22 protein-coding genes and 1 riboswitch are annotated in these 19,254 nt (G+C 72.9%); of the genes, 17 read left to right on the forward strand and 5 right to left on the reverse strand.

Annotated features, from left to right (window positions below; genetic code table 11):
* Positions 1-134 precede the first annotated feature (134 nt).
* The 4 genes from ACQP1S_RS11160 to ACQP1S_RS11175 all read left to right on the forward strand — a co-directional run bounded on the left by ACQP1S_RS11160 (position 135) and on the right by ACQP1S_RS11175 (position 4,263).
* Positions 135-1,118, forward strand: coding sequence for an AAA family ATPase (locus tag ACQP1S_RS11160; protein ID WP_432905938.1), 984 nt, complete (start codon positions 135-137; stop codon positions 1,116-1,118).
* Positions 1,119-1,227: 109 nt separating this feature from the next.
* The gene (def, locus tag ACQP1S_RS11165; RefSeq protein ID WP_357889586.1) at positions 1,228-1,788 is read left to right on the forward strand and encodes a peptide deformylase; all 561 of its coding nucleotides are present in this window, start codon (positions 1,228-1,230) and stop codon (positions 1,786-1,788) included.
* A 7-nt stretch (positions 1,789-1,795) separates the two neighbouring features.
* Entirely contained in the window at positions 1,796-2,722 is a 927-nt protein-coding gene (gene fmt, locus ACQP1S_RS11170) for a methionyl-tRNA formyltransferase (RefSeq protein WP_091253189.1), read from the forward strand.
* On the forward strand, positions 2,719-4,263 hold the full coding sequence (locus tag ACQP1S_RS11175; protein ID WP_245722834.1) for an RsmB/NOP family class I SAM-dependent RNA methyltransferase: 1,545 nt from the start codon (positions 2,719-2,721) through the stop codon (positions 4,261-4,263). The genes fmt and ACQP1S_RS11175 overlap by 4 nt, the downstream gene beginning before the upstream one ends.
* A 186-nt stretch (positions 4,264-4,449) precedes the next feature.
* On the opposite strand, the gene ACQP1S_RS11180 is transcribed toward ACQP1S_RS11175, so the two are convergent.
* Positions 4,450-5,340, reverse strand: a complete 891-nt coding sequence (locus ACQP1S_RS11180; protein ID WP_432905943.1) for a septum formation family protein — start codon at positions 5,338-5,340, stop codon at positions 4,450-4,452.
* 81 nt (positions 5,341-5,421) lie between these two features.
* Positions 5,422-6,312: a septum formation family protein gene (locus tag ACQP1S_RS11185; RefSeq protein ID WP_091253194.1), complete on the reverse strand. Its 891-nt coding sequence runs from the start codon at positions 6,310-6,312 to the stop codon at positions 5,422-5,424.
* A 258-nt stretch (positions 6,313-6,570) separates the two neighbouring features.
* On the opposite strand from ACQP1S_RS11185, the gene rpe reads away from it, so the two are divergent.
* The 7 genes from rpe (at position 6,571) to ribH (ending at position 12,836) form a co-directional block, all read left to right on the forward strand.
* On the forward strand, positions 6,571-7,251 hold the full coding sequence (rpe, locus tag ACQP1S_RS11190) for a ribulose-phosphate 3-epimerase (protein ID WP_091253196.1): 681 nt from the start codon (positions 6,571-6,573) through the stop codon (positions 7,249-7,251).
* Positions 7,217-8,212 (forward strand): response regulator, encoded by a 996-nt coding sequence (locus ACQP1S_RS11195; protein WP_176739212.1) that lies wholly within the window; start codon positions 7,217-7,219, stop codon positions 8,210-8,212. Before rpe ends, ACQP1S_RS11195 begins: the two co-directional genes overlap by 35 nt.
* 62 nt (positions 8,213-8,274) lie before the next feature.
* Positions 8,275-8,445, forward strand: a riboswitch (FMN riboswitch).
* A 139-nt stretch (positions 8,446-8,584) separates the two neighbouring features.
* Positions 8,585-9,646, forward strand: coding sequence for a bifunctional diaminohydroxyphosphoribosylaminopyrimidine deaminase/5-amino-6-(5-phosphoribosylamino)uracil reductase RibD (gene ribD / locus ACQP1S_RS11200; protein WP_091253200.1), 1,062 nt, complete (start codon positions 8,585-8,587; stop codon positions 9,644-9,646).
* Position 9,647: 1 nt separating this feature from the next.
* Positions 9,648-10,367 (forward strand): riboflavin synthase, encoded by a 720-nt coding sequence (locus ACQP1S_RS11205; protein ID WP_432905947.1) that lies wholly within the window; start codon positions 9,648-9,650, stop codon positions 10,365-10,367.
* Positions 10,364-11,059: a nicotinamide riboside transporter PnuC gene (gene pnuC / locus ACQP1S_RS11210; RefSeq protein ID WP_091253205.1), complete on the forward strand. Its 696-nt coding sequence runs from the start codon at positions 10,364-10,366 to the stop codon at positions 11,057-11,059. Before ACQP1S_RS11205 ends, pnuC begins: the two co-directional genes overlap by 4 nt.
* A complete protein-coding gene (locus ACQP1S_RS11215) occupies positions 11,056-12,333 on the forward strand; it encodes a bifunctional 3,4-dihydroxy-2-butanone-4-phosphate synthase/GTP cyclohydrolase II (RefSeq protein WP_091253207.1) in 1,278 nt (425 codons plus the stop codon). Before pnuC ends, ACQP1S_RS11215 begins: the two co-directional genes overlap by 4 nt.
* Positions 12,334-12,335: 2 nt before the next feature.
* Complete coding sequence (gene ribH, locus ACQP1S_RS11220; protein ID WP_091253209.1) at positions 12,336-12,836, forward strand: 6,7-dimethyl-8-ribityllumazine synthase; 501 nt, start codon at positions 12,336-12,338, stop codon at positions 12,834-12,836.
* Positions 12,837-12,981: 145 nt separating this feature from the next.
* Here ribH and ACQP1S_RS11225 read toward each other — a convergent pair whose 3' ends face one another.
* Genes ACQP1S_RS11225 through ACQP1S_RS11235 form a run of 3 tightly spaced genes read right to left on the reverse strand, consistent with a single transcriptional unit; the run spans position 12,982 to position 15,505 of the window.
* Positions 12,982-13,725 (reverse strand): amino acid ABC transporter ATP-binding protein, encoded by a 744-nt coding sequence (locus ACQP1S_RS11225; protein WP_091253211.1) that lies wholly within the window; start codon positions 13,723-13,725, stop codon positions 12,982-12,984.
* 32 nt (positions 13,726-13,757) lie between these two features.
* The gene (locus ACQP1S_RS11230) at positions 13,758-14,639 is read right to left on the reverse strand and encodes an amino acid ABC transporter permease (RefSeq protein WP_432905952.1); all 882 of its coding nucleotides are present in this window, start codon (positions 14,637-14,639) and stop codon (positions 13,758-13,760) included.
* Positions 14,636-15,505: a transporter substrate-binding domain-containing protein gene (locus tag ACQP1S_RS11235; protein ID WP_432905955.1), complete on the reverse strand. Its 870-nt coding sequence runs from the start codon at positions 15,503-15,505 to the stop codon at positions 14,636-14,638. The genes ACQP1S_RS11230 and ACQP1S_RS11235 overlap by 4 nt, the downstream gene beginning before the upstream one ends.
* Before the next feature lie 240 nt (positions 15,506-15,745).
* Between ACQP1S_RS11235 and ACQP1S_RS11240 the strand changes: the two genes are divergently transcribed.
* From ACQP1S_RS11240 to rplT, 6 genes are all read left to right on the forward strand, one after another.
* A complete protein-coding gene (locus ACQP1S_RS11240) occupies positions 15,746-16,009 on the forward strand; it encodes a phosphoribosyl-ATP diphosphatase (RefSeq protein ID WP_091253220.1) in 264 nt (87 codons plus the stop codon).
* 46 nt (positions 16,010-16,055) lie between these two features.
* Positions 16,056-16,901 (forward strand): ATP phosphoribosyltransferase, encoded by an 846-nt coding sequence (hisG, locus tag ACQP1S_RS11245; RefSeq protein WP_091253222.1) that lies wholly within the window; start codon positions 16,056-16,058, stop codon positions 16,899-16,901.
* Between the two features lie 216 nt (positions 16,902-17,117).
* A complete protein-coding gene (locus ACQP1S_RS11250; RefSeq protein ID WP_432905959.1) occupies positions 17,118-17,591 on the forward strand; it encodes a PH domain-containing protein in 474 nt (157 codons plus the stop codon).
* Positions 17,592-17,937: 346 nt separating this feature from the next.
* Positions 17,938-18,588 carry a translation initiation factor IF-3 gene (gene infC / locus ACQP1S_RS11255; protein WP_091253224.1) on the forward strand — a complete coding sequence of 217 codons (651 nt, stop codon included), beginning with the start codon at positions 17,938-17,940 and terminating at the stop codon, positions 18,586-18,588.
* A gap of 19 nt (positions 18,589-18,607) precedes the next feature.
* Positions 18,608-18,802: a 50S ribosomal protein L35 gene (gene rpmI / locus ACQP1S_RS11260; protein ID WP_026267805.1), complete on the forward strand. Its 195-nt coding sequence runs from the start codon at positions 18,608-18,610 to the stop codon at positions 18,800-18,802.
* A gap of 32 nt (positions 18,803-18,834) precedes the next feature.
* On the forward strand, positions 18,835-19,227 hold the full coding sequence (gene rplT, locus ACQP1S_RS11265; RefSeq protein ID WP_067305147.1) for a 50S ribosomal protein L20: 393 nt from the start codon (positions 18,835-18,837) through the stop codon (positions 19,225-19,227).
* The last annotated feature ends 27 nt before the right edge of the window (positions 19,228-19,254 follow it).

The following is a 19,254-nucleotide window of genomic DNA, read 5'->3' on the forward strand; positions in this document are numbered from 1 at the left end:
GCGGGAGGCGACAGACCGCGTGATAGCATCGCCCGTCATACCCGGGCGCATGATGGCGCGACGAAGGCGGAAGCGCGTCGGATCTACGCCGGATCGATGAAGTCAAGCAGCCGGTGAGCAGGGGTGGACCAGTGGTGACCGTTCGTCAGTCGATCGTCTTCAACGGTGACCTCGGCAGCGGCAAGAGCACCGTCTCCGTCGAGATCGCCCAGCGGTTGGGCCTGCGCCGAGTCAGCGTCGGCGATCTCTACCGGCAGATGGCGCAGGAGCGGCAGATGACCGCCCTCCAGCTCAACCTGCACGCCGAGCTGGACCAGGCCGTCGACGGCTACGTCGACCAACTCCAGCGCAACATCGCCGCCTCCGGCGAGTCGCTGGTGATGGACTCCCGGCTGGCCTGGCACTTCTTCACCGACGCGCTCAAGGTGCACATGATCACCGAGCCGGCCGAGGCGGCCCGACGGGTACTGCTGCGCCCGTCCGGCCCGGCCGAGAGCTACACCTCGCTGGACGAGGCGGAGGCCAAGCTGCGCGAACGCAGCGAGAGCGAGCGGAACCGGTTCATCCTCCGCTACGGCGTCGACAAGGCCCGGCTGCGCAACTACGACCTGGTCTGCGACACCACCCGGGCCTCCGCCGAGGAGGTCATCACGCACATCATCGACGCGTACGAGGGCCGGCTCGGCGCCGACGTGCTGCGTGACGCCCCGCCGCTGCTGCTGCTGGACCCGGCCCGGGTCTACCCGACCGAGGACGTCGCCACCCTGCGCGGGCTCGACGGGTCCGAGTTCGTCGGGGACCTGGCGGCAGCCGGCGACGAGGCCCTCGAACCGCTGCGGATCGGCTTCACCGGCGAGTACTTCTTCGTGGTCGACGGGCACCGCCGGCTCAGCGCCGCCCTGCGCAACGGCTTCCCGCTGGTGCCGGCGCACCTGGTCGCCGAGGTGGACGAACCGGTCGTCGGCGGGACGAGCGCGGTCGACTACTTCGCCAGCCAGGTCCGCCCGAGCCTGGTCCACGACTGGGAGGCCGCCCACGGCACCCGGCTCCCGCTGCCCGCGCACGCCCTGCTCGGCGGGGACGCCGTGCTCGCCGGCGAACCGGGCACCAGCGCCTGAGCCGGCGTCACGGCCCGATCCCGACCCGTCGCGGTACGCCGGCCGGCACCCCCTCGGCACTCCGTAGACTGGTACGGCACCACGCCGTCCAACGAAGGAGCCACCCCGCGTGACCGTCCAGCCCATCCGTCTGTTCGGGGACCCGGTGCTGCGCACGCCGGCCGATCCGGTCGTCGACTTCGACGTCGAGCTACGTAGGCTCATCGCCGACCTCACCGACACGATGCGCGACCGTGGCGGCGCCGGGCTGGCCGCGCCCCAGCTCGGGGTGAGCCTGCGGGCCTTCACCTTCGAGGTGGACGACGTGCTCGGCCACCTGGTCAACCCGGTGCTGGAGTTCCCCGACACCGAGGAGCAGGACGGCCCGGAGGGCTGTCTGTCGATTCCCGGGCTCTACTTCGACACCAAGCGCCGGCAGAACGTGATCGCCAAGGGCTTCAACGGCTACGGCGACCCGATGCAGATCGTCGGCACCGGGCTGATGGCGCGCTGTGTCCAGCACGAGACCGACCACCTCGACGGGGTGCTCTTCCTCGACCGGTTGGACCCGGCCGGCCGCAAGGAGGCGATGAAGGCGATCCGCCAGGCCGACTGGTACGACGCCGCCGCCCCGCCCACGGTCAAGGTCAGCCCGCACGCCGCCGGCGGCCCCTTCGGTCTGGGTCGGTGACCCGCCGATGCGTCTGATCTTCGCCGGTACCCCGGCCGTCGCCGTCCCCGCCCTGGCCGCGGTGCACGCCTCCGGGCACGACCTGGTGGCCGTGGTGACCCGCCCCGACGCGCCCGCCGGCCGGGGCCGGGGTGTGCTCCGCTCGCCCGTCGGCGCCTGGGCCGACGAGCACGGCGTCGAGGTGCTCACCCCGGCCCGGCCCCGGGAGCCCGAGTTCCTCGACCGGCTCGGCGCGCTGGCACCCGACTGCGTGCCGGTCGTCGCGTACGGCGCGCTGGTGCCCCCGACGGCGCTGGAGATCCCCCGGTTCGGCTGGATCAACCTGCACTTCTCGCTGCTGCCCGCGTGGCGTGGCGCGGCGCCCGTGCAGCACGCGGTGCTGCACGGCGACGAGCTGACCGGGGCCAGCGTCTTCCAGTTGGAGCAGGGGCTGGACACCGGCCCGGTCTACGGCACGCTCACCGACGAGGTCCGCCCCACCGACACCTCCGGCGACCTGCTGGAGCGGCTCGCCCACTCCGGTGCGGGGCTGCTGGTGGCCGTCCTGGACGCGATCGAGGCGGGCACCGCGCGGGCCGAGCCGCAGCCCGCCGACGGGGTCTCGCTGGCCCCGAAGCTGACCGTGGACGACGCCCGGGTGCGCTGGACCGACCCCGCCTTCGCGGTGGACCGGCGGGTCCGCGCGTGCACCCCGGCACCCGGCCCGTGGACGACCTTCCGGGGCGACCGGGTCAAGCTCGGCACGGTGACACCGGTCGGCAACGGCCCCGATCTGAAACCTGGAGAACTGCTGGTGGAGAAATCCCGCGTGTGGGCCGGCACGGCGACCGTGCCCGTGCAACTCGGTGAGGTACGCGCGGCGGGCAAGCGGGCCATGCCGGCGACCGACTGGGCGCGCGGCGTACGGGTCGGTGCCGGGGAGGAGTTCGCGTGACGGGGCCGACGCACCGACCCGAGCGTCCCGTCGACGGCGCGCGGCGCGAGCAGCGCGGCGACGACCGGCGGCCCGAGCGGTCGGCCGGCGGCTTCCGGGGGGACCGCACCGCCCGCACCGGCGGGTGGGGTGACCGGGGTGGCGCCGACCGGTGGGGCGGGCGACCCGGGCGACCGGTCCGCCCGGCGGTGGACCTGCCCCGCTATGCGGCGTACCAGGCGGTCGCGGCGGTGCACCGCGACGACGCGTACGCCAATCTGGTGCTGCCGGCGATCCTGCGCGAGCAGGGGCTGACCGGGCGGGACGCCGCCTTCGCCACCGAGCTGACCTATGGCACGCTGCGTCAGCTCGGGACCCTGGACACGATCCTCACCGCCGCGGCCGGCCGGGACGTGGAGCGGATCGACCCGCCGGTGCGCGACGCGCTGCGGCTCGGGGCCTACCAACTGCTGCACACCCGGGTGCCGGCGCACGCGGCCGTGTCGTCCACGGTCGACCTGGTCCGCACGGTGGGGGAGGGCGCCACCGGGTTCGCCAACGCGGTGCTGCGCGAGGTGGCCGGCCAGGACCTCGACGCCTGGGTGACCAAGCTCGCCCCGTCCCCGGCGGCCGACCCGATCGGCCACCTGGCCGTGACCTACAGCCACCCGCAGTGGATCGTGCGGGCCTTCGCCGACGCCCTCGGCGGTGACCTGGGCGAGGTCACCCGGCTGCTGATCGAGGACAACGAGCGCCCGCCGGTGCACCTGTGCGTCCGTCCCGGCCGGGCCGACGCGGTGGAGTTGGCCGACGAGGTCGGCGGCGCCCCGGGCGCGTTCTCCCCGTACGCGGTCTATCTGTCCGGTGGTGCCCCCGGTGACCTGCCGGCGCTGACCGACGGCCGGGCGCACGTGCAGGACGAGGGCTCCCAGTTGGTGGCGAACGCGCTGGCGACGGCCCCCCTCGACGGCCCCGACGGCCGCTGGCTGGACCTGTGCGCCGGACCCGGCGGCAAGGCCGGCCTGCTCGGCGCGCTCGCCGCGCAACGGGGTGCCCGGGTGACCGCGGTCGAGGTCTCCGAGCACCGGGCCCGGCTGGTCGAGCAGGCCACCCGGGGTCTGCCGGTGAACGTGCTGCACACCGACGGCCGCACCGTCGGGGCGGACCCGAACCTGCCGGAGGGGCACTTCGACCGGGTGCTGGTCGACGCCCCGTGCACCGGGCTGGGTTCGCTGCGTCGCCGCCCCGAGTCGCGCTGGCGGCGGCAGCCGTCGGACCTGCCTCCGTTGACCCGGTTGCAGCGGGAACTGCTCGCCGCCGCGCTGCGGGCGACCCGCCCGGGTGGTCTGGTCGCCTATGTGACCTGTTCCCCGCACACCGTGGAGACGCACGTGACGGTCACCGAGGCCGCCCGCCGCGCCGGTGTGGCGGCGGACTTCGTCGACGCCCGCACCCTGCTCCCGCCCGGCATGCCCGGCCTGGGCGACGGCCCCACCGTCCAACTCTGGCCGCACCGCCACGGCACCGACGCCATGTTCCTGGCCGTCCTCCGCCGCGACTAACCCCCTGCTCTTCTCCCTCCCTCCGCCCTCCCCGCCCTCCCCCGCCCGACCTCGGTGATCAAGAGGTTTACGTCAGGATCGCGCTGGCGAATGACGCAAACCTCTTGATCAACCCGCTTGGGCGGGTGGGGCGGCGGCGGGGGCGTGGGGGTGGGGGTGGGGGTGGGGGTGGGGGTGGGGGTGGGGTTAGCGGAGGGGGAGGGAGTGGGGGCCGGCGTTCTTGAGGGTGCGGGTGAGGGTGCGGTCGGAGAGCCAGAGGAAGCACTGGACCCCGTGGTTGCCGCTGCGCCACTCGCGCTCGACGGGGTGGTAGTAGATCGAGCCGGCCCGGAGCTTCAGGTCGCCGTTGTCCGGCACGCCGGTGTGCCGGGCGATCAGGCCGAGGCAGCCCCGGTGGGTCCGGTCGGCGGTGCGGCGGAACTCGGCATAGCTGACGTCGGGGGCCTGCCACACGCCGACGAACTCCGCGTGGTGCGGGGCGGTGCAGGAGACCGCCTTCATCGCCCGGACGTCGTCCCGGGTGACCTTCGGGTTGAAGCAACCGAGCCCCAGGCCGGTGTCGTCGGCCAGGGCGCCCCGCAGGCTCCCGGTGCGGGGGCGGATTCCCGGCTCGTCGATGCTGCTGATCTCGCCGAGGTCGCAGCGGAACCAGCGGGCCCCGCCGGTCCAGCCCTGCGCCGAGGGCAGGACGACGGTCAGGCCGAGCCGACCGGCCCGCCAGTCCGCGCCGAGCTCCCGGCGTACCTCCCGGTCGCACTCGGCGCGGACCGCCCGGACGGCGGGTGAGCCGGTCGCCGGGGGAGCGGTCAGCCCGGCCGGTGCCCCGGTCAGGATGCCCACGTGCATCGTCTCGGTGTGGTGGGTGCCGGCACAGTCGACCGGGTTCCCGCCGCTGAGGTAACCGACGTCCTGCACCCCGGTGTGGCAGACGCCCTCGGCGGGGACGAAGACCTGCGGCACGGCCAGCGCCGGCCACTCGTCGGTCAGGTCACGGTCGACCCCGGCCGGGGTGACACAGCCCGCCAGCGCCAGCGCCGTCGCGGCGGCCGTCGCGACCGCTGTCCCGCACCGTCGCATGGCATCCGCCCCCGCTCGTCACCGGCATGGCGTCGGCCCGTCGCGACGACGTCACGGTGCGGCAGCTTACGGCACCGGGGCTCAGATCGCGGGTAGTCCCTTGGGACCGGCGCCGCGCATCGAGCGGGTCAGCTTCCGGTCGTCGCTCCACAGGAAGCAGCGGATCCCCCGGTCGCCCTCATCCCACTCCCGCTGCGACGGTGGATAGAAGATCGACCCGGCCCGGTACGGCAGGTCGCTGTTGTTGGGCACCTCGGCGAACCCGGCGATCAGCGCCATGCACCGCCGGTGCACCCGCTGGTTGGCGCGACTGAAGTCGGCCCAGCTCAGGTCGCTGCGTTCCAGATAGACGCCGACGAACTCGGCGCGGTGCGGCTCGGAGCAGAGCACCGGCGCCATGTAGTTGAGGTTGTTGCCGATCAGCTTGGGATCGAAGCAGCGGTGGCTGAGTGGATTGTCACCGACCATCGCCCCCCGCAGGCTGCCGATGCGGTTGACCGGCCGGGTGTTGTCGATGCTGTCGGTCTCGCTGAGGTCGCAACGGAACCAGCGGGCACCGCTGTTCCAGGCCGAGTTGGACGGCAGCGCGATGTTCATGGTGAGCCGGGCCGAGTGCCAGTCACCGCCGAGCACGTCCCGGGCCCGTTGGTCGCACTCGGTGCGGGCGGGGCGCAGCGCGGCGGACCCGGGCTCGGGCCGTTCACCCCGGACCACCGCGCCGGTGAAGGTGCCGACGTGGATGGCCTCGGCCAGGTGGCTGCGCGCACAGTCCACCGTCTCGTAGGTGCCGGCCTGCACCACGGGGGTTATCCGGGGCAGGCAGGCGTCGGTGGCGGGCACGAACGACTGGGCCACCGGCAGCACCGGCCAGTCGTCGAGCAGGTCACCGTCGGCATTGTGCTGCGGTACGCAGCCGCTGAGCGCCACCGTCACCGTGCCGGCCAGCGCCAGCGCCACGAGCCACCGTCGCATCGTCCGCCCTTCCCGGGGAGCTGACGGTCCGTCGCTGCGCCCGCGTGGCGTTGTCCGTCGCCGGGCGAGCAGCATGCGTGACCGTCCCTGATGGAGTGTTGCCGTTTCGGAGCCGTTCGGCCAGTCAACACCGGCTCTTCGTCCCCGATCCCCACCGGGGGGAGCTGATGTTGCACCATGGGTCACGCCTGGATCACAGGACGTCGCACATGGTGCCGCGCTGTCCGCAGCGGGTGGCCGCGTTCGTACACTTGCCCTGTGACCGTACCGCCGTCGATCATCGCGCCCAGCATCCTCGCCGCCGATTTCGCCCGCCTCGCCGATGAAGTCCGCGCCGTCGAGGGCGCTGCGGACTGGCTGCACGTCGACGTGATGGACAACCACTTCGTCCCCAACCTGACCATCGGCCTGCCGGTGGTGCAGAGCCTGCGGGCGGTGACCCGGCTCCCGTTCGACGTGCACCTCATGATCACCGACCCGCGGCGGTGGGCACCCGGGTACGCCGATGCCGGCGCGTACAACGTCACGTTCCACGCGGAGGCGTGTGACGACCCGGTCGCCCTGGCCAAGGATCTCCGCTCGGCCGGCGCGAAGGCCGGGTTGGCGATCGACCGGGACACCCCGATCGAGCCGTACCTCGACCTGCTGCCCAGCTTCGACACCCTGCTGATCATGACGATCAAGGCCGGGTTCGGCGGGCAGCGGTTCATCCCGCAACTGCTGGACAAGGTGCGGGCGGCCCGGCGGCACGTCGACAGCGGCCACCTGGAGTTGCGGATCGAGGTCGACGGCGGGATCGCCGCCGACACCATCGAGCAGGCCTCGGCGGCCGGTGCGGACGCCTTCGTCGCCGGCACCGCCGTGTACGGGGCGGCCGACCCGGCCGAGGCGGTCCGCCGTCTGCGTGGGCTCGCGGAGCGCGCGGCCTCCGGCGCCTGAGGTGGAACCGGCAGGTGACCGTCCCGACGTGATCCTGGTCGTCGACGACGACGAGGACATCGCCCGCTTCGTCGAGTTCAACCTGCGGCTGCACGGCTTCGAGGTGCTGCACGCCGGTGACGGCCAGGAGGCCCTCGACATGATCGAGCAGCACCGGCCGGACCTGGCCGTGGTGGACCTGATGATGCCGCGCATCGACGGCCTGGAGCTGACCCGCCGGCTGCGGGCCAACCCGATCACCTCGGCGCTGCCGGTGATCATGCTGACCGCCAAGGGAATGACCGTGGACAAGGTGCACGGGCTCAGCGCCGGTGCCGACGACTACCTGGTCAAGCCGTTCGACACCGCCGAGTTGGTGGCCCGGGTCAGCTCCACGCTGCGCCGCAACAAGGAATTCCGCGAGGTCTCCCCGCTGACCGGCCTGCCCGGCAACAGCCGCATCCGCCGGGAGATCAGCGACCGGGTACGCAGCGGCGTCGACTACGCCGTCGGTTACATCGACATCGACCGGTTCAAGAGCGTCAACGACCGGTACGGCTTCGTCCGGGGCGACGAGTTCATCTCCGCGCTGGCCCGCAGCCTGCACCGGGCGGTGGTGGCGATCGGGCTGCCGCCGGCCTTCCTCGGCCACGTCGGCGGCGACGACTTCGTGATCGTCTGCGCCCCCGAGCAGATCCGCCCGCTGACCTCCCGGTCGGTGGTCGACTTCGAGAAGTCCGCCGACACCCTCTACGACCCGACCGACCGGGAGCGCGGCTTCGTCGAGCTGAAGGACCGCCGGGGCAACATCCGGCGGGCCGCCCTGGTCACGCTGTCGATCGGCGTCTCGCTCTCGGACGCCAGGAAGCGCTTCACCGACCCCCTGGACGCGATCGCCGTGGCCAGCGAGATGAAAACGGTCGCCAAGAGCCAACCGGGGTCATACGTCGCGGTGGACCGCCGACGCGCCGACGGGGTGTGAAGTAGCACGCTGGAGGTGGCGGACCTCCCGGGGGAACGTGTAAGACTTCGCATGTACCCACCACGCGCTGGCGGGGCTCGGTGAAATTCCGAACCGGCGGTGATCCACGGTCAACGTGGTAAGCCCGCGACCCGGACGGCTCTGCCGCCCGGTGGACCTGGTGAGAATCCGGGGCCGACGGTGGGGGAGCGGTTCGTCCGCACCCCCGACAGTCCGGATGGGAGACAGCGCGCGGGCGGGGCGGCCCTGCGCGGGCGTCATCCGGCTGCGCGTGGGCTCCCCGGGGGCGGCCCTGCCGTTCCCGGTTCCGCCGCCGCCTGCCCGCTCCTCCCGTACCGCCCGCGCACGGACCGGCGAGGGAGAGGGCAGGGCATGGGCGGCGTCTCCGTGGACGAGGCGATGCGTCGTGCCATCGAGCTGGGCGCCCGGGGCCTCGGCACCACCAGCCCCAACCCGGTGGTCGGGTGCGTGCTGCTCGACCCCGACGGCACCGTCGTCGGGGAGGGCTTCCACGCCTACACCGGTGGGCCGCACGCCGAGATCGTCGCGCTCGCCCAGGCCGGCGAGCGGGCCCGGGGCGGCACCGCCGTGGTCACCCTGGAGCCCTGCGACCACACCGGTCGCACCGGCCCGTGCAGTCACGCGCTGATCCGCGCCGGGATCGCCCGGGTCGTCGTCGCCGTGCCCGACCCCAACCCGGTCGCCTCGGGCGGTGCCGCCACCCTGCGCGCCGCCGGGGTGCGGGTGGAGTTCGGGGTACGCGCCGACGAGGCCGAGGCCGGCAACGTCGCCTGGCTGACCTCGATGCGGCGGGGCTGGCCGTACCTGATCTGGAAGTACGCCGCCACCCTCGACGGGCGGTCGGCGGCGGTCGACGGCAGCAGCATGTGGATCACCTCCGAGGCCGCCCGGATGGACGTGCACGCGCTGCGCGGCACGGTGGACGCGGTCATCGCCGGGGTGGGCACCGTGCTCACCGACGACCCCCGGCTCACCGCCCGCAACCTGCGCGACGGCACCCTGGCCATCCGGCAGCCGCTGCGGGTGGTGGTGGACAGCGCGGGGCGTACCCCGGCCGACGCCCGGGTCCGCGACGGCGCCGCCCGGACCTGGATCGCCACCGTCGCGGAGGTCGGCGCCGGCCCGGACGGCCGGGTCGACCTGCCGGCCCTGCTGGCCGAACTGCACCACCGGGGGGTACGCGCCGCGCTGCTGGAGGGCGGCCCCCGGCTGGCCGGGGCGTTCCTCGCCGCCGGGCTGGTCGACCGGGTCGTCGGCTATGTCGCGCCGAAGTTGCTCGGGGGCGGCCCCACCGCATTGATCGACGCCGGTGTGACGACCATCGCCGACGCCATCGATCTGGAACTCACCGACGTTACCCGGGTCGGATCCGACCTGCGGATCACCGCGCTGCCCCGGAAGAGGGAGGCCTGAGATGTTCACCGGCATCGTCGAGGAGTTGGGCGAGGTCGTCCGGATCGCCGACACCGGGGGTGACTCGGCGCTGGTCGCGATCCGCGGCCCGCTGGTCACCTCGGACGCCCGGCACGGCGACTCCATCGCGGTCAACGGGGTCTGTCTGACCGTGGTCGAGGTCGACGGCGGGGTGTTCACCGCCGACGTGATGGGGGAGACCCTGCGCCGCTCGGCGCTCGGCGGGTTGCGCCCCGGCGACCCGGTCAACCTGGAGCGGGCCGCCGCGCTGAACAGCCGGCTCGGCGGGCACCTGGTGCAGGGCCACGTCGATGGGGTCGGCGAGGTGCTCTCCCGGGAGTCGGCCGCGCAGTGGGAGACGCTGCGGTTCCGGCTCCCCACCACCCTGGCCCGGTACGTGGTGGAGAAGGGCTCGATCACCGTCGACGGGGTGTCGTTGACCGTAGCGGCGGTGGGCGACGACTGGTTCACCGTCGGGTTGATCCCCACCACGCTCGGCCTCACCACGCTCGGCGCCCGGGGCGTCGGTGCCCCGGTCAACCTGGAGGTGGACGTGCTGGCCAAGTACGTCGAACGCCTCCTCGACGCCCGACTGGCCGGCGGCGGCCCACCGCCACCCGCCGGCCCCCACGGCCTGGTGGCCGAGAACGCCGGTGGCCCGGTGGCGGCCGGGGGCGCCGGTGGCCCGGTGGTTCCGCCGGTCGGCGGGGGTGCGCGGTGACCGGCCCGATAGGTTGGCTGCTCGACGCCCAGGTGCAGGTCGTCGGTTCCCCGGTGCTGGTCCGGGAGATCGTCGGCAACGGCTTCGGGCTGGTCTCGGCGCTGCTCGGGCTGCGCCGACTGGTCTGGGCCTGGCCGGTCGGCATGATCGGCAACGGGTTGCTGTTCACCGTCTTCCTCGGCGGGGTGTTCGCCACCCCGCAGGCGCACGACCTCTACGGCCAGGCCGGCCGGCAGGTCTTCTTCTTCGCGGTCAGCGTCTACGGCTGGTGGCGGTGGTCGCGCAACCGCCGCCACGGCGGGGCCGGCGCGGCGGTCAGCCCCCGCTGGGCCACCGGCCGGGAACGGCTGGGCCTGCTGGTCGCCGCCGTCGTCGGCACCGCGCTCGGCTATCCGCTGCTCGCCGCGCTCGGCTCGTGGGGGCCGTTGCCGGACGCCTGGATCCTCACCGGCAGCCTGCTGGCCACCTACGGCATGGCCCGGGGCTGGGTGGAGTTCTGGCTGGTCTGGATCGCCGTGGACGCGGTCGGCGTACCGCTGCTGCTGCGGGGTGGTTTCTATCCCTCGGCGGCCATGTACCTGGTCTACGGCGCCCTCTGCGTCTGGGGCTTCGCCGCCTGGTGGCGCAGCTCGCGGGCCACCCGCCCGGCGTCCGCACCGATCCCGCCCACCTACTCGGAGGTCGTGGCATGAGCACGCGCGCGGTCACCTTTGCCCGCATCGAGGAGGCGGTGGCGGACATCGCCGCCGGCCGGCCCGTCGTGGTGGTCGACGACGAGCACCGGGAGAACGAGGGCGACCTGATCTTCGCCGCCGAGCTGGCCACCCCGGAGCTGCTCGCCTTCATGGTCCGCTTTACCTCTGGTTACGTCTGCGTCCCGCTGACCGAGTCGGAGTGCGACCGGCTGGACCTGCCGCCGATGCACCACACCAACCAGGACCGGCGCGGCACCGCGTACACGGTGACCGTGGACGCCCGGGAGGGGGTCAGCACCGGCATCTCCGCCGCGGACCGGGCGCACACCATCAGGCTGCTCGCCGACCCCGGCACCGACCCGACGGACCTGGCCCGTCCCGGTCACGTGGTGCCGCTGCGGGCCCGCGAGGGCGGGGTGCTGCGTCGACCCGGGCACACCGAGGCGGCGGTCGACCTGACCCGGCTGGCCGGACTGCGGCCCGCCGGGGTGCTCTGCGAGCTGGTCAACGACGACGGCACCATGATGCGTCTGCCGGATCTGGAGAAGTTCTGCGTCGAGCACGCGCTCACCCTGGTCACCATCGCCGACCTGGTCGCCTACCGGCGGCGGCACGAGAAGCAGGTGGAGCAGGTCGCCGAGGCCCGGATGCCCACCCCGTACGGGGTGTTCCGGGCGCTGGGCTACCGGGCCGAACACGACCCGGCCGAACACGTCGCGCTGGTCTTCGGCGAGCTGGGCGAGGGCGACGACGTGCTGGTCCGGGTGCATTCCGAGTGCCTCACCGGGGATGTCTTCGGCTCGTTGCGCTGTGACTGCGGGCCGCAGTTGCAGGCGTCGCTGGCCCGGGTCGCCCGGGAGGGGCGGGGGGTGGTCCTCTACGTGCGCGGGCACGAGGGGCGCGGCATCGGGCTGCTGCACAAGCTCCAGGCGTACCAGCTCCAGGACCAGGGCCGCGACACCGTGGACGCGAACCTCGACCTGGGGTTGCCCGCCGACGCCCGGGACTACGGCACCGGCGCGCAGATCCTCTACGACCTGGGTGTGCGGTCGATGCGGCTGCTCACCAACAACCCGGCCAAGCGCGCCGGCCTGGAGGGGTACGGGCTGACCATCACCGGCCGGGAGGGGCTGCCGGTCCGGCCGCACCCGGAGAACGTGCGCTACCTGCGGACCAAGCGGGACCGGATGGGCCACCTGTTGGACGAGCTGGACGAGGTGACGGAGGCCCCGATGGGTCGTCCCGTCCCCGGCGACGAGATCGGAGCATGACCATGGCGGGTTTCGGTGAACCCGGAGTGACCCCGGTGGACGCCGCCGGGCTGACCGTCGGGGTGGTGGCGGCGCGCTGGCACGGCGAGCTGACCGACCACATGCTCGACCGGGCGGTGGCCGCCGCGCAGGCGTGCGGGGCGCGGGTCGTGACGGCCCGGGTGGCCGGCTCGGTGGAGCTGCCGGTGGTGGCGCAGGCCCTGGCGCGGCGTTGCGACGTGGTGGTGGCGCTGGGCGTGGTGGTGCGGGGCGCGACCGCCCACTTCGACTACGTCTGCCGGTCGGTGACCGACGGGCTGACCCGGGTCGCCCTGGACGAGGGCAAGCCGGTGGCGCACGGGGTGCTGACCGTGGAGACCCTCGACCAGGCCCGCGACCGGGCCGGGCTGCCCGGCTCGGCCGAGGACAAGGGCTGGTCGGCGACGGTGGCCGCGCTGGACGCCGCGCTGGCGGTCCGCGACGTTACCACCGCCAACGGCCACCGCGTCGGCTTCGCCGGCTGACCGCCCCGACCCGGCCGCCCCCGACCCGGCCGGGCTCGTGGGCTGGGGGCGCGCCTGTCGAGGCGATGTTGCGGTGTCCGGTGGACGTGGACACCGCAACATCGCCCCACCGGAGTCGATCTTGCGCTGCGGTCTGAGGCGGGCCCTACAGGCGGCCGGCGTCGATGATCCGCTTGAGGAACTGGCGGGTACGCGGCTGGGTCGGCTCGCCCAGCACCTGGGCGGGCGGCCCGGCCTCGACCACCCGACCGGCGTCGAGGAAACAGACCTGGTCGGCGACCTCCCGGGCGAAGCCCATCTCGTGGGTGGCCAGCACCATGGTCATCCCGTCCGCCTTCAGGTCCCGGATCATCGCCAGCACCTCCCCGACCAGCTCCGGGTCGAGCGCCGAGGTGACCTCGTCCAGCAGCATCAGCCGGGGCGAGTTGGCCAGCGCCCGGACGATCGCCACCCGCTGCTGCTGGCCGCCGGAGAGCCGGTCCGGGTAGGCGTCCGCCTTTGCGCCCAACCCCACCCGGTCGAGCAGGTCCCGGGCCTGCGCCTCGGCCTCGGCCCGCTCCCGCCGGTGCACCCGGCGCGGGGCGAGGGTGACGTTGTCCAGCACGCTCAGGTGCGGAAACAGGTTGTACGACTGGAAGACCATGCCGATGCGGCGGCGGACCCGGTCGGGGTCGACCCGGGGGTCGGAGATCTCCTCGCCGTCCAGCGTGATGGTCCCGTCGTCCAGCTCCTCCAGCAGGTTGACGCAGCGCAGCAGGGTCGACTTGCCCGACCCGGACGCGCCGATCAGGGCGACCACCCGGTGCTCCTCGACGGTCAGGTCGAGCCCGTCGAGCACCACCTGGCCGGCGAACTCCTTGCGCAGCCCCCGGCAGGTCAGCACGGCCATCTCGACCTCCGACGGGTCGGCACCGTCATCTCTCAGCTTCCGCTCTGGCGTCGGGCCGAGCGCAGTGTCACCCAGTCGGTGACCGCGATCAGCGGAATGGCGAGCAGCACGAACAGCACCCCGGCCAGGATGTACGGGGTGTAGTTGAAGGTCTGCGCGGTGGCGATCTGGGCGGCCCGGACCGCGTCGATCGGGCCGGCCAGGGAGACCAGGCCGACGTCCTTCTGCAACGCCACCACGTCGTTGAGCAGCGGCGGCGCGACCCGCCGGACGGCCTGCGGCAGCACCACGTGCCGCATGGTCTGCCGGTAGGTCAGCCCCAGCGAGCGGGCCGCCGCGAGCTGGCTCGGATGGATCGACTCGATGCCGGCCCGGAACACCTCCGCCAGGTAACCGCCGTAGGTGAGCACCAGCGCCAGCCCGCCGAGCACCAGCACCGGGGGCATGCCCTGTAACCGCAGGCCGGGCACGCCGAGGGTCAGCACGTACAACACGATGATCAGCGGCAGGCCCCGGAAGGTGTACGTGTAGCCCGCCGCGAGCGCGCGGACCGGGAAGAAGACCGGGCCCCGCAGGGTGCGCAGCAGCGCGATCAGCAGGCCGAGCAGCAGCGCCCCGACGGCGCAGCAGACCAGCAGCCGGACGTTGAGCCACAGCCCGGCGAGCACCTCCGGCAGGGCGTCCCGGGCGATCTCCGGGTCCAGGAACGACCGGCGGACCCGGTCCCAGCCGGGTGCGCCGGTGACCGCGACGACCAGCAGCGTGCCGAGCGCCGCCGTGGAGGCGGCGGCGACCAGCACGCTGCGGGTCGTCTGCCGACGCCGGTACGCGGCCCGCCGCCGCTGGGCCGCCGAGGGGGTGTGCTGCCGGAGCTCGGCCGGGCTGCCGTGGTGGGGTGCTGGTGCCCGGGTCACTGGAGTTCGGTCGCCCCCGCCACCTGGGTGAGCCACTTCTGCTCCAGCTGCTTGAGTGTGCCGTCCCCGGAGAGTTCGCCGACCGTCTTGCTGACGCAGAGGGTGAGCGGGGAGTCCTTGTCCAGCAGCAGCCCGAACGCCTCCGGCGCGCCCACCTGCGGCAGTTGGCCGACGATGGTGGCCTCGGGGAGTTCCGACCCGGTGATGTAGAACGCGGTCGGCAGGTCGACCACCAGGCCGTCGAGCTGACCGTTCTGCAGGGCCTTCTTGGCGTCGTCGTTGCTGTTGTAGACCTGCGGCTTCACCGTCGGCTTGATCAGCGCGGTGATCGCCTGGTAGCTGGTGGTGCCCACCTGGGCGCCGAGCTTGGCGTTCTTGAGGTCCGCCACCGACTTCTTCCCGGCGATCTTCGACGACTTGAGCGCGATGACCGTCTGCCGCACCAGGTAGTACGGGGCGGAGAAGTCGGCCGCCTGCTTGCGTTCCTCGGTGATGGAGAACTGGTTGATGTCGAAGTCGAAGGTCTTCGGGCCGGGGGCGATGGCGGTGTCGAACTTGACCCGGGTCCAGGTGACGTCCCCTGGGGCGTACCCGAGCTTCTCGGCCACCGCGTACGCGACGGCGGCCTCGAAGCCCTCGCCGCTGTCCGGCTTGTTGCCCTTGAACCACGGCTCGTACGCGGGCTCGTCGGTGGCGACGGTGAGCTTGCCCGGCGTCCGGGTCTTCAGGCTGTCCTTGGCGCAGGTGGCCGCCGTGGGGACGACGTCGGGGGTGGGGGTGACTTCCTGGGGTGCGCATCCGGCCACGGCGACGAGGAGAACGGCGGCGGTGGCGGCGGCGCGGGTACGTGAGCTGCTGCTGACCATGGCCGCCAGGATAGAGAAGAGCGCCGATCCCTCGAAGGGTGTCCCATCAGGTAGATGAGAGATCGATGTCCAAACGTGTCCGGCCCGTTGCCGGCGTACCGTCCGGTGGCCCCGGCTGGGGTGTCGTGCCGCCGGGCGGCCGGGCGTGTCCCAGCCTGCGGGAATCCGGCGGTGGGCAGTGCGACTCGCCCGGACCCCGGAGCACACGGCGTCGGTGGGTGGCTGGAAGAATCCGGTCCCGTGAAGACGTTCGAGGAGTTGTTCGCCGAGCTCCAGGCCAAGGCCGCCGCCGGCACGCCGGGCTCGGGCACGGTCGACGCCCTGGCCAAGGGGGTGCACTTCGTCGGCAAGAAGGTCGTCGAGGAGGCGGCCGAGTCGTGGATGGCCGCCGAGCACGAGGGGCCGGAGCGTACCGCCGAGGAGATCTCCCAGCTGCTGTACCAGGTGCAGGTGCTGATGCTGGCCAGCGGTCTGGAGCTGGAGGACGTCTACCGACATCTGTGAGTGCGCCCGCGTCGTTGATCTGATCCGATCGAAGGAGCACTCCGTCATGTTGCGTGTCGCCGTACCCAACAAGGGCGCCCTGGCCGAGAAGGCCGCCCAGATGCTGCGCGAGGCGGGCTACCGCCAGCGCACCGACCCCAAGGACCTGGTCTGCCCGGACGAGGCCAACGACATCGAGTTCTTCTACCTGCGGCCCAAGGACATCGCCACCTACGTCGGCTCGGGTGACCTGGACGTCGGGATCACCGGCCGGGACCTGCTGATCGACTCGGGCGCACCCGCCGAGGAGGTGGTCGACCTGGCGTTCGGCCGGGCCACCTTCCGCTTCGCCGCCCGCCCGGAGGACGTCGGCGACGTCCAGGAGCTGGGCGGGCACCGGATCGCCACCGCGTACCCGGGGCTGGTCGAGCGGTACCTCGCCGACCTGGGGGTCAAGGCCGACGTGATCCGGCTCGACGGCGCGGTGGAGAACGCCATCCGGCTCGGGGTCGCCGACGTCGTCGCCGACGTGGTGGAGACCGGCGCGACGTTGCGCCAGGCCGGGCTGGTGGTCTTCGGGGACCCGCTGCTGCGCTCCTCGGCGGTGCTGGTGCGGCGGGCCGGCGCGCCGGGGCACCCGCAGGCGGAGCAGTTGCTGCGCCGGCTGCACGGGGTGCTGGTGGCCCGCCGCTACGTGATGCTCGCCTACGACGTGCCGGCCGGTCTGCTCGACCGGGCCAGCGCGCTCACCCCGGGCATCGAGTCGCCGACGGTCTCCCCGTTGCACCGGGAGGGCTGGGTCGCCGTGCAGGCGATGGTGCTCCGCGACGACGTGCACCGGATCATGGACGAGCTGTACGAGTTGGGCGCCCGCGCCATCCTGGTCACCAACATCCACGCCTGTCGGCTCTGATCCGGCCACCGCCCGGAGTCCGCCACCGCCCGGGTCCGCCGCCTGGCGCACCCGGTCGCCGCGCCATGATCCACTCAATGGGGCCGACGTGGCGGTATCGTCACCACCCTGATACCGCCACGTCGGCCCCATGGCGAATGCCCCCTCGGCGCGGCCCCGCCCAGGTCGGTCGGGTGGCGGCGCGGGGTGGGCTGCGGCGGGTGGCAGACTGGACCGGTGAGCGACACCGAGTTGATCCGCCTCAAACCGCGCCGCATCCGGGTCGTCTGCTGGGCCTCGGCGATCGCCCTGCTGGTGGTGTTGAGCCTGGTGGCGACGTCGCTGACCGGGGCGACCGGCGAGGGCTACGGCACCTTCCAGCGCGGTGACCAGTTCGCCATGGTCGGTCTCGGGGTGCTCGGCGCGCTCGGCCTGCTGCTGTTCACCCGGCCCCGGGTCGAGGCGGACGCCCGGGGGGTCCGGGTGCGCAACGTGATCGGCGCGTACGAGTTGCCCTGGGAGGTGGTCCGGGGGGTGCGCTTCGACCGGGGTGCGCCGTGGGCCAGCCTGGAGCTGCACGACGACGACCTGCTGCCGATGGTGGCCCTCCAGGCGGCCGACAAGGAGATCGCGGTCGACGGGGTGCGGGCGCTGCGCCGGCTGCACCAGGCCCATCTGGCCCGCCTCGGTGGCGCATCGACCCCGGGCTGAGGATTTCCCACCCCCACTGACCTGCGGGCCCGGTTTGGGGATGGCTGGGGCCGGGGTGTAGTGTTGCCGAGTCGACCAGACTGCCTCCGCCTTTGGCGGCCAGGCGGTCCCGAAGCGGAGCGCCTGCTCCCACCCGAGTTGCCCCAGTCGGTGGCCGGGTCCGGTCACCGGTTCCGGGCATGTCCCGGTCCCGGATGCGCGATCATGTGATCGTGCCGACCGGTCGAGCGGGCCCTGGCATGTGCCGGGGCCTTCTGCTTTCCGAGTCGTCCCCACCCGGGGGCCACGCGGAGTCGGCCACACAGCAGACTCGACTCGAGGAGGCCCCATCAGCGTCGAACCACGCGTGAACGAGCAGATCCGGGCACGTGAGGTCCGACTGGTCGGCCCCGAGGGTGAGCAGGTGGGCATCGTCCCGCTGGAGCGCGCCCTGCAGCTGGCCGCGGACGTCGACCTGGACCTGGTCGAGGTTGCGCCGATGGCGCGCCCGCCGGTGTGCAAGCTCATGGACTTCGGCAAGTTCAAGTACGAGAGCGCACTCAAGGCGCGCGAAGCGCGGCGTAACCAGCAGCAGACCGTCATCAAGGAGATGAAGCTCCGGCCGAAGATCGACCCGCACGACTACGAGACCAAGAAGGGTCACGTGGTGCGGTTCCTCAAGGCGGGTGACAAGGTCAAGGTGACGATCATGTTCCGCGGTCGCGAGCAGAGCCGCCCGGAGCTGGGTTACCGGCTCCTGCGCCGGCTCGAGTCCGAGATCACGGACCTGGGATACGTCGAGGCCGCTCCGAAGCAGGACGGTCGAAACATGATCATGGTCCTCGCTCCGCACCGGGCCGTCAAGGCCTCCGCGGTCGCCGCCACGGCGTCCCGCACCGGTCCCCGGGACCGGACCGGGGACGAGTCCGCGCCGTCGGCAGACGGCGAGACCCCGGTGGTCGGCGAGACCGCAGCAGCCGGCGAGACCGGCCCGACCGCTGACACCAGCGGCCAGTAACAGGGAGAAGACGTTCCACATGCCGAAGATGAAGAGCCACACGGGTATGGGCAAGCGGGTCAAGGTGACCGGCAAGGGCAAGATCGTTGCCCAGCAGGCCGGCCTTCGCCACAACCTGGAGAAGAAGCCGTCCACCCAGACCCGGCGGCTGACCGGCACGGTCGAGCTGGCCAAGGCCGACGTCAAGCGCATCAAGAAGCTGCTCGGCCGCTGACGCGCGCCACCTTTACCTAACAAGGAGTTGAGATGGCACGCGTCAAGCGGGCTGTGAACGCCCAGAAGAAGCGTCGTACCCTGCTGGAGACCGCGAGTGGTTACCGCGGTCAGCGCTCCCGGCTGTACCGCAAGGCCAAGGAGCAGGTGCTGCACTCGATGCAGTACGCCTACCGGGACCGTCGCGACCGCAAGGGCGACTTCCGGCAGCTCTGGATCCAGCGCATCAACGCTGGCGCCCGGGCCAACGGCATGACCTACAACCGGCTCATCCAGGGCCTGCGCCTGGCCGGCATCGAGGTCGACCGCAAGATCCTGGCCGACCTGGCCGTCCACGACGCCGCGGCGTTCGCCGCGATCGTCGAGCTGGCCCGGGCCGCCGTGACGGCCGAGGGCACCGGTGGCGCCGCGGCCCAGGCCGCCTGACCCGTCCCGGCAGCAGATCGAGGCGTC

The sequence above is a fragment of the Micromonospora matsumotoense genome (assembly GCF_050951065.1).
Lineage (GTDB): Bacteria > Actinomycetota > Actinomycetes > Mycobacteriales > Micromonosporaceae > Micromonospora > Micromonospora matsumotoensis.